This is a genomic window from Mesobacillus selenatarsenatis SF-1 (genome assembly GCF_000813125.1).
GTDB classification, from domain to species: Bacteria; Bacillota; Bacilli; order Bacillales; family Cytobacillaceae; genus Mesobacillus; species Mesobacillus selenatarsenatis.
The window spans coordinates 122,486-135,109 of the sequence record NZ_BASE01000017.1 but is presented as its reverse complement, the minus strand read 5'-3'; the positions used below and the strand labels follow the sequence as shown (position 1 = coordinate 135,109).

Below are 12,624 nucleotides of genomic sequence, written 5' to 3'. Positions count from 1 at the left end.
TTAAAACGCTTTGCGAGCTTGTTCTTGATGAAGCACCGCAGCAAAGTAGAGGGATAAGGGTTTCTGCTCAACAGACAGTACAGCAATTTGTTCCATCACAGCCAAGCATTCCTCAGCAGCAGATGCCGGTAAATCAGCCGTCACCAATGGTTCCGCAGCCTAAAAAGCTGGAGATGGAAGATAACTCAAACGGAGACTCGCTCTTCGATTTCTAATTTTAAGAGGTGAAAGTGATGAAATTATTTATATTGATCGGAGCCATCAATGCTTTTTTGGCAGTTGGGCTTGGAGCATTTGGTGCACATGGACTTGAAGGCAAGGTTGAGCCGAAATATTTAGAAACCTGGAAAACAGGCGTTACATATCAGATGTTCCATGCAACCGGAATTTTGATCATTGGAGTTCTTTTAGGAAAGCTTCCGGCAAGTGCTCTTCTATCCTGGTCAGGCTGGCTGATGCTGATTGGAATCGTGTTATTTTCCGGCAGCCTGTATGTTTTGAGCGTCACAAAAATCAGCATCCTTGGTGCGATAACCCCGCTTGGCGGAGTATCCTTCCTTGCAGCCTGGGTATTGCTGATGATTGCTTCTGTGAAGTATCTGTAAAAATGCCAACAGAGAAATGAAAAAAGAGCACGCCAATTTTGGCGTGCTTTTTGCATTGCAAATTAAGATTCTTTGACAATCGTTTTATTAACCTCAACCCGTTCTTTTCCCATCAGGAAGACTGCAATGACAGAAATAGCAATCGGTATTAGGGCGAGTGCAAAGATATGGGTGATAGAAGCCGACATGGCTCCGACAATTTTATCGAGAACGAATTCGGGGATTTGGGATCGCTGCCACGATTGGAATAATTGCTGCGGGTCTCCCGCAAACTGATTCCCTTGACCGTTCCCCATTCCCTGAAAAGCGCTTTTTAGCTTATCCATAAAGACATTATTCTGAATGGTGCCAAATATGGTTATTCCAAGGGTCATTCCAAGCGAGCGAAGGAATGAGTTTGTTGAATTTGCTGATCCCCGGTAACGCGGATCCAGATTGTGGATGGAAGCGGTAGGGAGGAGAGAGAAAGAGAATCCCATCCCGAATCCGACCAATATCATGAAAAGTGTCAGAATCAATCTCGATGTTTCAGGTGACATCATGCTAAGCAGAAGCATCCCTGCAAAATAGGCTATCACAGAGATGAACATAAGGTTGCGATAGCTGGTTTTTGTCTGAAAAATACCGCCAACAGCGCTGCCCGCAACAGACCCAAGCATCATAGGCGTCAAAACTAATCCAGCAGCCTTCGCTGAACCCCCATAAACTGCCTGGACAAATATAGGGATATAGACTGCGAGAATGATAAACGTGGCGCCATAGAGAAAGGCAAGGATTTGCGAAGTCGCAAAAAGCCGCCGTTTAAACATCCAAAAAGAAATGATAGGCTCTTCTGCTTTTCTTTCTGCAAAAATAAATACTATAAAGAAAAGGGCAAAACTTATAAACAAACCAATAATCGGAAGAGAATCCCAGCTGAATTCCTTTCCTCCGAGTTCGAGGGCAAACATTAAACTGACAACAGCAATGACAAGTGTTGACGCGCCTGTCCAGTCGATTTTCTGCTTGGAATGCTGAGTAGATTCATGATAATACTTAACAATGAAAAATAACGAGACTAGTCCTATAGGGACATTGATATAGAATACCCAGTGCCAGCTGAACCAGTCTGTAATATAGGCGCCCAGCAATGGACCAAGGACGCTTGATGTTCCGAAAACAGCACCTAGCAAACCAGTCATTTTTCCGCGTTTTTCAGGCGGGAAGATATCAAATACAATCGTGAAGGCAATCGGCATCAAGGCTCCGCCGCCAATACCCTGGATTGCCCGGTAAATACTAAGTTGCACCATCGATTCAGCAATCCCGCAAAGTGCTGAGCCTATTAAAAAAACGAGTAATCCAAATATGTAAAATCGTTTCCTCCCATACATGTCTGACAGCTTGCCGAATATCGGCATTCCAGCCATCACTGTAACCATATAGGCTGAGGTGACCCAGACAAATTTGTCGAAGTCACCGAGGTCTGCGACAATGGTCCCCATTGCAGTTGCTACAATCGTATTGTCCATTGCTGCCATCAGAATACCCAGAAGCAAGCCAGCCACTACTAGTTTAATATTGCTGTCATTTGAAACCATACTATTCCTCCGGATTAAAAATTAGAAAAATTAGGTATATAAAGTTTATTTTAATTGTAATGGTTGTCAAGGCACTAGAGGCTGAGAATATGAAAAGTGAAAGCGAATCGATTCTTTCAAAGCTAACGCTTACCGCATGATTCTCGAGGAAGCACTTTTATGGGTGAAAGCAGGCAAGGTGCTGGAGCTAGCCACTAATCTAAGTATCAATAATTTATCTGTATAATAAGAAAAAACGGCCGAAGCCGTTTTGATCTAGATAGGTTTATAAATTAGCGTGGCGGATAGGCAGTCAATCCAGATGCACCGCCAAATGGGTAATCGTATTCAATCTCTTCATCGAATGTGACGTAATCAAGGTAAATCATCGGCAACAAGACCCGTTTTCCTGTTTGCGGATCACTGAGAATCAAGTGATCCCTTCCGGCCGCTTCAATGATACCTTGGAAAATTTTAGCATTCCATTCGGTGTTGTTTTCAAATGTCGCATAGACGGTAGCAAGCTTACCTTTATTCAGGCGAAGGATATTTTCAATATAGGATGCTTCAATTGGAAGCATTCCTGGGATTTGGGGACCTGCACCTGGAAAAGCAGCCCCTGCCACGGAAACACCTGGCATGGCCCCGCCAGACTGGGCAGGGAAGGTTGTGGCTTGTGGGAAACCAGCTTGCCCCATCTGTCCCATTTGTCCCATCTGTCCCATTTGCCCCATTTGCCCTTGTACAGTTTCCTTTTCATCTGTGCCGCTATACGGCTGATACATTTGCGGATAGGTTCTGTAGTTATAATATGGGTTATTGTATTGAGTCATTGGTGTAGCCTCCTTAAAAGTATTTTTCCTTCCTTCAAATTCACCTTTATTTATGTAAATGGTGAAATTGACCTTTTCACGTTGGGGTACAAGTAAACTGAATCCTCACTATTTCATTCATATGAGGAAAGCTTGATTTTATGACTCAAACATTTTCAAACTATACTTCATTGCCGAGAGTTATGGAATTATAGAATTTCTAGATTAAAAAAATCCCCAGGCAGGTGCCTGGAGATTTCAAAATGTTATCTGATAGCGCTTATTTCACTTTGAGAATTGTCTAGCTCCAGCGCTTGTCGGGCTGACCAAGGCGCTGGAGCTTTATATTATACGTGCAAGAATGTTTCTACACGGTCTTCTTCTAGCAGGTTTCCTACGAAGAATGAACCGAATTCGCCATAGCGCGCGCTGACTTCGTCAAAACGCATTTCATATACAAGCTTCTTGAATTGAAGGACATCGTCCGCGAACAATGTTACACCCCACTCGTAATCGTCGAAGCCTACAGAGCCTGTGATGATTTGCTTGACCTTGCCTGCATACTGGCGGCCAATCATTCCATGGCTGCGCATCATGTTGCGGCGGTCTTCCATCGGCAGCATGTACCAGTTGTCTTCGCCTTGACGGCGCTTGTCCATTGGATAGAAGCAAACATACTTAGCTTTTGGAAGCTCAGGGTAAAGGCGTGCAAGGACTTGCGGGTTCTGGTATGGATCTTCGCCAGCTGGCAGATAGTTGCTCAGCTCAACTACAGAAACATAAGAATGAGCAGGAATTGTGTATTCAGCAAGCTTTGACTTGTTGAATTCCGTTTCGATTTCATTCAATTCTTCCATAGTTGGGCGCAAAATCATCATCATAAAATCAGCTTTTTGGCCAACGATTGTATATAGTGCATGGCTCCCTTGCTTCTCAGCCTGTGTCTTATTCCATTTTTCCACTAGGCCCATGAACTCTTGGATAATCTCCTGGCGCTCTTGTGCCGGAAGCATCTTCCAGGTTGTCCAATCAACTGTTCGGAAATCATGAAGGGAATACCAGCCATCTAATGTCTGTGCTGCTTCACTCATTTATATCACTCCTAAAAATCATCAATATACAATAATCATATCATAGTTTCTCCATTCGTCGTGTTTATAAAACCCGGATTGTTTATACTGTGTGTAAAAAGGATATTTTGTTAAAGATTGCAAATAGTATAAGAGGCAGGAAAACATGCTTGAAAATTTACAATATAAAGACTTAATGGTTGTAAACGGTAACAATCTTGAATTTTAATGTTGGTAAAGTATGCTAGAGGTATAGATAAAAGGAGGAGTCAGCATGAGTGATTTATTTGAAGGCTTAAAAGCCAAATTAAGCGGACAGAATTTACGGATCGTGTTTCCGGAAGGCCTCGACGAACGGATTTTAGCAGCGGCTGGCAGACTGGCTGCAGACGGTGTATTAACACCTATTTTAGTGGGTAATATTGAACAGATCCAGGCTAAAGCAGCCGATATGGATGTATCGCTTGAAGCGGTTGAAATCTACGATCCCGTAAATTTTGCGATGATGGATGAGCTTGTGGCTGCATTTGTTGAAAGACGTAAAGGAAAAGCGACGGAAGAGCAAGCTCGCAAAATTTTGCTTGATGAAAATTACTTCGGAACAATGCTCGTATACTCAAACAAAGCAGATGGGCTTGTAAGTGGCGCAGCGCACTCCACTGCAGATACGGTAAGACCTGCATTGCAGATCATCAAAACGAAGGAAGGCGTGCGTAAGACTTCTGGGGTCTTCATTATGGTGCGTGAAGATGAGAAGTATGTCTTCGCTGACTGTGCGATCAACATTGCTCCGGACAGCCAGGATCTTGCGGAAATTGCGGTTGAGAGCGCGAAGACAGCAAGAATGTTCGATGTCGAGCCGCGAGTGGCAATGCTCAGCTTTTCAACAAAGGGTTCTGCGGTTTCTCCTGAAACTGAAAAAGTTTCTAAGGCAGTCGATGAAGCAAAGCTGCGTGATCCGTTAATGATTGTTGACGGAGAGTTCCAATTCGACGCGGCATTCGTTCCATCTGTTGCTGAAAAGAAAGCCCCGGATTCAGTGATCATGGGTAATGCGAATGTATTCGTATTCCCAAGCCTTGAAGCAGGCAATATCGGCTATAAAATCGCTCAGCGTCTAGGAGGATTTGAAGCAGTTGGCCCAATTTTACAAGGCTTGAACCGTCCGGTGAACGACCTGTCCCGCGGCTGCAGCGAGGAAGATGTGTACAAGCTGGCATTGATTACAGCAGCTCAGGCACTTACTAAATAAGATATTCCTTCATGCCGGTCGAGTTTTTCGATCGGCATTTTTTTGTGGCAATAGTAAAGCTGCTGCCCCCTTATGCTATAATATCAACGGAAAGATACAGAAAGAAAAGAGGAAAACACGATGGATGAGGCGCTCAATTTATTGCGTCAGGATAAATGGAGATTGATCGACCAGTCGGTGCTTGGTGCACACTTTCATGCTCTTCAGTCGTTCGGGACTGATGATACATTATGCGAATCGGTTGGTACAGGCCAGTCACCCGCCACAGCGAGAGCGTGGGTGCACCATGACACGGTCGTCCTTGGCATCCAGGATACAAGGCTGCCCCATCTCCAGGAGGGACTGAATTATCTTCAGGAGCAGGGCTACCAATATATTGTTCGCAACTCTGGTGGACTTGCCGTCGTGCTTGATGAAGGTGTCCTGAATCTATCACTTATTTTACCTGAGAAGGAAAAGGGGATAGATATCAACCGTGGCTATGATGCTATGTGGTTATTGATCAAGGAAATGTTTGCTGATTTTAATAAAGATATAGAGGCAAAGGAGATTTCTGCGTCCTATTGTCCGGGAAGCTATGATCTAAGCATTGACGGGAAAAAATTTGCCGGAATCTCGCAGCGCCGCCTGAAAAAAGGGGTCGCCGTGCAAATCTATCTTTGTGTGACTGGGAGTGGAAGTCAGAGAGCTGAATTGATCCGTGAGTTTTATGACACTTCTAAAAAAGGGGAACAGACTAAATTCATCTATCCGGATGTCCAGCCAGAAGTCATGGCGTCGCTTTCCGAACTGTTTGGCGTTGAAATGAGTATTCAGGATGTGATGCTGAGGTTTTTGAAATTCCTGAACGCCAACAGCGATGAGCTGGTGTCAGGCTACCTGGATGGCCATGAGATTGAACTGTTTGATCACTACTACAACCGGGTCATTGAGCGGAATGAGAAATTCCTTGAGCCAAGGGAGTAGCAAGCCATAATAATATATAAAAGCCGGAAAACCAATGTTTTCCGGCTTGTTTTAGGCTCTTTTCGGAGACCATTCGCAATAGCAATTTACAAGTTCCTAATTTAAAAGTCTCATAAGAGCTTAAGAGGGGGCTGTTGCCATAACTCCTTCTCCATCTACCATCTATCTATTTAGCAACTAGATTTCTATTCCGCTACTTTTTCGAGATTGCCGTTGCGGTCCATCTTGAACTTTGTTGCCGAACGTTCTTCTTCTTCAAACAGAGTGAGCTTTCGGGCGCGGTTCATGATTTTCATAAGTGTTTCGTAATCTTCCTGCATCATGTTCGTATTTTCTTCAAGCCTGTTTATTTTTCCTTGAAGTTCTTCGTTATGTTTCCTTAAACTATTGATTTCACGCTTCAATCTTTCATTCTCACTCTTATAAATATCTACCTGAAGCGATGACCCACTTAGGCTTTGCAGGTAAGCAATCACATGTCCCATTGTCATGCCGGTTGGCGGAACAGTGTGGCGGACCGGTGGTGTATGTGTCGTCTGGGTTACAGTTGTTTTCGTCTCCTGGGCAGGCATTTCAGCCATTTCGGCAGCTGCTTCAGTAGAGTAATCCTTTTGTTCCTGCTTCTTGTTCATTAAATCTTGCATTTCAGCCATAAGTGCTGCGTCAAGTTGCTTGTCGTCCTGTTCGAGCATGGACAGGTCAAAGGTTGGTTGAGCTTCTTCCTGCTCCACCGCTGGCAGCGAACCTGTCAAACTTTCATCCAGCGTAGGCACCGGAGGATTGTAAAGCAGTTTCTTCTTGCCGCCTTGATCTTTCCCTAGGATTCTCTGTCTCTGTTTTCTCTGCTTTTTGGCAAGCTGCAATGCTTTTTCGTAGTTATGCCTAACGACTGCGTTCCAGCGGAATCCACAGGCGGCAGAAGTGCGGTCGAGCTTGTCGCCCACCTCTTCAAATGCATTCAATTGTGTGCTGCCTTCTCTTACATGTCGAAGCACGGTTTCTGCTAGCAATAAATCATTTTCTTCCGTCCAGGCATCCTGGCGTGTTTTCATCCTTCTTCAACTCCCTTTTACTTTGATTAACTATAGAAACTTATAGTTCAATCTTGTCCGGAAATTGGAAAGCTTATACATCGTATAATGGAAGGATAGTAGATTTTTTGCGTAAAATACATGTTTTTCATTTAAATAGATAAGCAAATGGACCTGTTCAACAGCTTGCATTCATCTTGAATAAGAGGTAAAATACCCTTTAGTCTAAAACGAAAAGCGGAGGCGTACAGGCTTTCCTGATTTTTGCAGGGAGAATGCTTGTGATGAGAGGCTGGCGCTGGCGCTTGACAGTATTTATAGAAAGGGTTGTCCTAAATGGCAAACGAATTCCGTGTTTGCGACGATTGTCAGGCCGTAAACCTTAAAACATTGATTCCGAAGCTGAAACAGCTGGATCCTGAAGCGACTGTCGACATCGGCTGCCAGTCTTATTGCGGACCAGGCAGAAAAAAAACATTCGCGTTCGTCAATAACCGGCCAGTTGCTGCAATGACAGAAGAAGAGCTTATGGAGAAAGTCCAGAAGAAGCTTAAATAAGTTTTTTTATCTTTAATATAATGGCTTCCGAATAAAAGCCTATATAAATTCACCTTTAAACAACCGTTTAGAGGTGATTTTTTTAGGATAAGAAAGTATTAATTTTCACTTTGAGAATTGTCCAGCTCCAGCGCCTAGCCCTTCGAGTCGCTTCGGTCCGCCCAATGAAGTCAAAGAACGACTTCACTGGTCGGCCCTCCAGCGCTTGTCGGGGCTGACCAAGGCGCTTGCGCTTTTCTAATCAGGGAAACTTGCAAACTAGTTTATGACTCGGCGAATATAGGAATGAAAGGAAATAGGAAGAGGTTCTGCCTTTTTATATGCAATTTTTGTAAAAAAATGCAGAAAATCGAGATGATTTGACGAATGAAACAGGCTATAATAGTAACAAGTTGATTAGGAAGAAGGGGAACGATGGGATATTCGGAAGAAAAGCTAATTGAAGAAAAAGTTTTCAAAGATCCAGTACACCGGTATGTCCATGTCCGTGACCGAGTGATCTGGGATTTGATTGGAACAAAGGAGTTTCAGCGCCTGAGAAGGATCAAGCAGCTCGGCACGACGTATCTAACCTTCCACGGAGCTGAACACAGCCGGTTCAACCATTCTCTGGGCGTCTATGAAATCACGCGTCGGATTGTGGACAATGCCTTTGCGTCCCGTCCTGAATGGAACGAAGGGGAGCGCCTTTTATCATTATGTGCGGCCCTGCTTCATGACCTTGGCCATGGGCCATTCTCGCACTCGTTCGAGAAGGTATTTGACCTTGACCATGAGGATTTCACAAGGGAAATCATCCTTGGCGATACAGAAGTGAATCAAGTGCTATCGAGAGTGGCGCAGGACTTCCCGAAAAAAGTCGCTGAGGTCATAGAAAAAACGTATGAGAACAAGCTTGTCATCAGCCTGATTTCAAGCCAGATTGATGCTGACAGGATGGATTACCTGCAAAGGGATGCCTATTTTACAGGAGTCAGCTACGGACATTTTGATATGGAACGGATTTTGCGTGTGATGCGTCCGCGCGAGGACCAGGTCGTGATCAAGCAAAGCGGGATGCATGCTGTCGAGGACTACATAATGAGCCGCTATCAGATGTACTGGCAGGTTTATTTCCATCCAGTGACTAGGAGTGCCGAGGTCATACTGACGAAAATTCTGCACCGTGCCAAACACCTTCACGAGCAAAACTACACCTTTAAACATAAACCGCATCATTTTTATTCAATATTTGAAGATCGCATGACACTGGAAGACTATTTAAAGTTGGATGAAGCCGTGTTCCTCTACTATTTCCAGATTTGGGAGGAAGAAGAGGACGAAATCCTGAGCGATTTGTGCCGCCGCTTCAATAACCGCAATCTATTTAAATATGTCGAATTCGACCCTGCCAAGGAATACAAGAAGCTTGCGAAGCTTTCCATGTTATTCGAGCAGGCGGGACTGGATCCTGAATATTACCTGGTTGTCGATTCATCATCAGACCTGCCTTACGATTTTTACCGTCCGGGTGAAGAGGAAGAACGCCTTCCGATCCATTTGCTGAAGAAAAACGGCGAAATCCGTGAGCTATCGCGAGAGTCTGATATTGTCGACGCCATTTCAGGTAAAAGACGGACAGACCATAAACTATATTTTCCTTCCGATTTCCTGGAAAAGGAGAAAGCACGCCCTGAGATTGAACAGATTGCACAGATTCTTGAGCTGAACTTAGACAATGGGACCATTTGATACAGGAGTTGACGCGTTTTGCTAAAAGACCACGCTAAAATCATACATGCCATTTCAGTTTCCGGAGAGGTCATCGGCAGGAAAAAACTGCAGAAAATGATCTATATTGCAAAAAAGATGGAATTCCCGTTCCAGGAGCGCTTCCAGTTCCATTTTTACGGACCATATTCCGAAGAACTTACACTGCGGGTAGAAGAGCTTTGCAACATGGGCTTTTTGGACGAAGTGAAGGAAAAGAAAGGCGGCTACTACCAGTACCGCTACACATTGACAGAATCAGGCCAGGAATTCCTCGGCGAGAACAGCGTCGAAATGCCATGCCTTGGCGACTGCCTCATCGATATCAATGACCAGAATGCAAGATTCCTTGAACTCGTTTCAACTGTTTTGTATTTTGATAACTTACCAGAAGCCGAAGTCCGGGAAAAAATCCAGACCGTGAAAAAGAGCCAGAAATACACCGACGAAGAGATCGATGAAGCATACGCTTATATCGCGAGTTTGAAAACAAAGTCGAGGCAATTGTTGGCATAAGAAGATTTTTATTATGTATCGAGTATGGGACCTTTTAGGGTTTTGTGCTCGATTTTTTTATGTAAGAAGGAAAGTTGGGCACATAAAAGAAAATATGTGCCCGGAGAAGGGGGAAAGAAGGAAAACGGGGCACATAAAAGGAAGATAAATGCCCGGATGAGGGAAGATGAAAGGAAACGGGGCACATAAAAGGGAAATAAGTGCCCGGATGAGGGAAGATGAAGGGAGACGGGGAACATAAAGGGAAAATATGTGCCCGGATGAGGGAATAAGAAGGAAAACGGGGCACATAAAAGGGAAATATGTGCCCGGATGAGGGAAGATGAAGGGAGACGGGGAACATAAAAGGAAGATAAATGCCCGGATGAGGGAAGATGAAGGGAGACGGGGAACATAAAGGGAAAATATGTGCCCGGATGAGGGAATAAGAAGGAAAACGGGGCACATAACGGGAAAATATGTGCCCGGATGAGGGAGGATGAAGGGAGACGGGGCACATAACGGGGAAATAAGTGCCCGGATGAGGGAAGATGAAGGGAGACGGGGCACATAAAGGGAAGATATGTTCTCGGATGAGGGAGTAAGAAGGAAGACGGGGCACATAAAAGGAAAAAGCCCAGAATCCTCTGAGCTTTTAGTCCATTCTAATTCTACTCGTCACTCAATCGCTTGCCTGCGACTGCGTAGTGGTTCTTCGCCATTTCCTCGATGAACACGACGACTTTCTCCTTAGGTGCGCCGGTTGTTTCGCTGACTGCGTCTGTTACTTTTTCGACTAGTGCTTTCTTTTGGTCCTCTGAGCGGCCTTCAATCATTTTTACTGTTACGTATGGCATATGAATTGCCTCCTTGAAATGGTTGATAGATTAATCTAAATTGAGTTTTTCATAATTTGCGGAAATTCGCAAGTCCGGTGAAGATTGTCTTTTTCACATTCGAAGAAGAATGAGTTATACTTTAAGAAAAGCGCAAGCGCCTTGTTCAGCCCCGACAAGCGCTGGAGGGCTGACCGGTGAAGTCGTTCTTTGACTTCATTGGGCAAATCGAAGCGACTCGAGGGGCTAGGCGCTGGAGCTGGACAAAGAAAAGACAAAAAGGGGAATGGAACTGTGAGCTTACCCTATTCGTTAGAGGAAATTCCGTATGTGGCTGCGGCATTGATGATCGCTTTCGCGGTTCATGAATTCGCGCACGCCTGGGTTGCGTATAAGTTTGGTGACCCGACCGCCCAGAGACAGGGACGATTGACACTGAATCCGATTAAGCATTTGGACCCGCTGGGTACTATCTTGATTTTTATCGCTGGATTCGGCTGGGCAAGGCCAGTTCCGGTCAATCGCTTCATGTTCAAGAATCCAAAACTTGCCGGAGTGCTCGTGTCAGTTGCCGGACCAGTAAGCAATCTTATTCTAGTCTTCCTGGCATTTGCCATCTGGTACATATTTGTGATGCTTGGATTGGCGCCCGGGGTTCCAGAGTTTTTCCTGGACTTCCTGAATATCTTTATCGGACTGAATGCGATGCTGTTCGTCTTCAACCTATTGCCGTTCCCGCCGCTTGATGGTTACCGAATCATTGAGGACCTGGCACCAGCGGACATCAGGGCAAAAATGACTCAATACGAAGCGTATGGATCGATCATTTTCTTGATACTTGTGATCACGCCACTTGACCAATATACAATCCAGCCGATTTTCCACTATTTGATTCCGGCTGTGACTGATGGAATATACAATCTATTTTTCTGATAAATTTTAAGGAGGTTTCCAACATGGAAGAAAAAAAGGGCAAGAACATTGGCTTCAATATTATCAAAAATGACCCGATGGATGGCCATAAGGGTTTCGGAAAAGGTGTTCTTACACTTGATAATGTATCGCCGGTAATCGTTGATGTCGATGCGGGCGAGGCAGCTGTAGAAGTTGGTGCGATGCATGCACGCAGCGCTGTTGAGAAAGGGATTAAGTTTCTTCCGGATCGGAATGAAGTGCCTGATGCAAAGCTTTACTGGGTAGTTTGGGTAACGATTGACCGGAAGGAAGAAGGCCCATATTATGCAGGTGTCACTGCCTGCGAAATGACTGTTAACCGCGAAATCCGCAGAGGCTACAAGTCGCTTCCGGAGCATGTGAACCGTCTTGATAAGTCGATCAAGCGCCATATCATTGTGGACCATATGGATGAAAAATCAAAACAGATCCTTGCTGACTTCCTGAAAAATCACGATTCAGGAATGTGGGAACGTTCTGAAGACAAGCTGAAGAGTGATTTATTGGCCAATTAATATATTTGGATAATTCTCCTAATAATTTGTCTGAATTGTGACATTTAACAGCAAGTGACAATATCTGGCTTGCTCAAATGCAATAAAAAAAGTAAACTGATATCAGCGTAAAACACATTTTATGCTAGGACGAGAAAAACCCCGGAGGCTTGCTTCCGGGGTTTTTCTTTTGAAAAGGTTATTATAGTGAGATAATTGTTGTTGACACCATATGGTATATAG

14 protein-coding genes are annotated in these 12,624 nt (G+C 44.5%); 9 read left to right on the top strand and 5 right to left on the bottom strand.

What is annotated here, in order from left to right; genetic code table 11:
• A partial coding sequence (locus TY49_RS24895) for a DUF5327 family protein (protein ID WP_041964667.1) occupies positions 1-215 on the top strand: 215 nt, incomplete at its 5' end.
• 18 nt (positions 216-233) lie between these two features.
• Positions 234-605, top strand: coding sequence for a DUF423 domain-containing protein (locus tag TY49_RS04305; protein ID WP_041964666.1), 372 nt, complete (start codon positions 234-236; stop codon positions 603-605).
• Positions 606-667: 62 nt separating this feature from the next.
• On the opposite strand, the gene TY49_RS04300 is transcribed toward TY49_RS04305, so the two are convergent.
• From TY49_RS04300 to hemQ, 3 genes are all read right to left on the bottom strand, one after another.
• Positions 668-2,185: an MDR family MFS transporter gene (locus TY49_RS04300; protein ID WP_041964665.1), complete on the bottom strand. Its 1,518-nt coding sequence runs from the start codon at positions 2,183-2,185 to the stop codon at positions 668-670.
• Between the two features lie 272 nt (positions 2,186-2,457).
• A complete protein-coding gene (gene gerQ / locus TY49_RS04295; RefSeq protein ID WP_041964664.1) occupies positions 2,458-2,997 on the bottom strand; it encodes a spore coat protein GerQ in 540 nt (179 codons plus the stop codon).
• 326 nt (positions 2,998-3,323) lie between these two features.
• Positions 3,324-4,067, bottom strand: a complete 744-nt coding sequence (hemQ, locus tag TY49_RS04290) for a hydrogen peroxide-dependent heme synthase (RefSeq protein WP_041964663.1) — start codon at positions 4,065-4,067, stop codon at positions 3,324-3,326.
• Between the two features lie 253 nt (positions 4,068-4,320).
• Between hemQ and pta the strand changes: the two genes are divergently transcribed.
• Together pta and lipL are read left to right on the top strand one after the other, a co-directional pair.
• Positions 4,321-5,298, top strand: a complete 978-nt coding sequence (gene pta / locus TY49_RS04285; RefSeq protein ID WP_041964662.1) for a phosphate acetyltransferase — start codon at positions 4,321-4,323, stop codon at positions 5,296-5,298.
• Positions 5,299-5,418: 120 nt separating this feature from the next.
• Positions 5,419-6,264: an octanoyl-[GcvH]:protein N-octanoyltransferase gene (lipL, locus tag TY49_RS04280; protein WP_041964661.1), complete on the top strand. Its 846-nt coding sequence runs from the start codon at positions 5,419-5,421 to the stop codon at positions 6,262-6,264.
• A gap of 185 nt (positions 6,265-6,449) precedes the next feature.
• On the opposite strand, the gene TY49_RS04275 is transcribed toward lipL, so the two are convergent.
• Positions 6,450-7,316, bottom strand: a complete 867-nt coding sequence (locus TY49_RS04275) for an RsfA family transcriptional regulator (protein ID WP_041964660.1) — start codon at positions 7,314-7,316, stop codon at positions 6,450-6,452.
• 315 nt (positions 7,317-7,631) lie between these two features.
• Here TY49_RS04275 and TY49_RS04270 point away from each other — a divergent pair, with 315 nt between their 5' ends.
• From TY49_RS04270 to TY49_RS04260, 3 genes are all read left to right on the top strand, one after another.
• The gene (locus TY49_RS04270) at positions 7,632-7,853 is read left to right on the top strand and encodes a YuzB family protein (protein ID WP_041964659.1); all 222 of its coding nucleotides are present in this window, start codon (positions 7,632-7,634) and stop codon (positions 7,851-7,853) included.
• Positions 7,854-8,267: 414 nt separating this feature from the next.
• On the top strand, positions 8,268-9,584 hold the full coding sequence (locus TY49_RS04265; protein ID WP_041964658.1) for an HD domain-containing protein: 1,317 nt from the start codon (positions 8,268-8,270) through the stop codon (positions 9,582-9,584).
• 18 nt (positions 9,585-9,602) lie between these two features.
• Complete coding sequence (locus TY49_RS04260; RefSeq protein ID WP_041964657.1) at positions 9,603-10,118, top strand: YwgA family protein; 516 nt, start codon at positions 9,603-9,605, stop codon at positions 10,116-10,118.
• A 650-nt stretch (positions 10,119-10,768) separates the two neighbouring features.
• Here the strand turns inward: TY49_RS04260 and thmT are convergent.
• Positions 10,769-10,954, bottom strand: a complete 186-nt coding sequence (thmT, locus tag TY49_RS04255; RefSeq protein ID WP_041964656.1) for a 2-hydroxymuconate tautomerase — start codon at positions 10,952-10,954, stop codon at positions 10,769-10,771.
• Positions 10,955-11,227: 273 nt separating this feature from the next.
• On the opposite strand from thmT, the gene TY49_RS04250 reads away from it, so the two are divergent.
• Positions 11,228-11,866, top strand: a complete 639-nt coding sequence (locus TY49_RS04250; protein ID WP_353618658.1) for a site-2 protease family protein — start codon at positions 11,228-11,230, stop codon at positions 11,864-11,866.
• A 23-nt stretch (positions 11,867-11,889) separates the two neighbouring features.
• Positions 11,890-12,402, top strand: coding sequence for a YwhD family protein (locus TY49_RS04245; protein ID WP_041964655.1), 513 nt, complete (start codon positions 11,890-11,892; stop codon positions 12,400-12,402).
• The last annotated feature ends 222 nt before the right edge of the window (positions 12,403-12,624 follow it).

Coding starts and splice junctions, on each gene's coding strand:
- TY49_RS04305 (WP_041964666.1), top strand. CDS start 234: ATGAAATTATTTATATTGATCGGAGCCATCAATGCTTTTTTGGCAGTT.
- TY49_RS04300 (WP_041964665.1), bottom strand. CDS start 2,185: ATGGTTTCAAATGACAGCAATATTAAACTAGTAGTGGCTGGCTTGCTT.
- gerQ (WP_041964664.1), bottom strand. CDS start 2,997: ATGACTCAATACAATAACCCATATTATAACTACAGAACCTATCCGCAA.
- hemQ (WP_041964663.1), bottom strand. CDS start 4,067: ATGAGTGAAGCAGCACAGACATTAGATGGCTGGTATTCCCTTCATGAT.
- pta (WP_041964662.1), top strand. CDS start 4,321: ATGAGTGATTTATTTGAAGGCTTAAAAGCCAAATTAAGCGGACAGAAT.
- lipL (WP_041964661.1), top strand. CDS start 5,419: ATGGATGAGGCGCTCAATTTATTGCGTCAGGATAAATGGAGATTGATC.
- TY49_RS04275 (WP_041964660.1), bottom strand. CDS start 7,316: ATGAAAACACGCCAGGATGCCTGGACGGAAGAAAATGATTTATTGCTA.
- TY49_RS04270 (WP_041964659.1), top strand. CDS start 7,632: ATGGCAAACGAATTCCGTGTTTGCGACGATTGTCAGGCCGTAAACCTT.
- TY49_RS04265 (WP_041964658.1), top strand. CDS start 8,268: ATGGGATATTCGGAAGAAAAGCTAATTGAAGAAAAAGTTTTCAAAGAT.
- thmT (WP_041964656.1), bottom strand. CDS start 10,954: ATGCCATACGTAACAGTAAAAATGATTGAAGGCCGCTCAGAGGACCAA.
- TY49_RS04245 (WP_041964655.1), top strand. CDS start 11,890: ATGGAAGAAAAAAAGGGCAAGAACATTGGCTTCAATATTATCAAAAAT.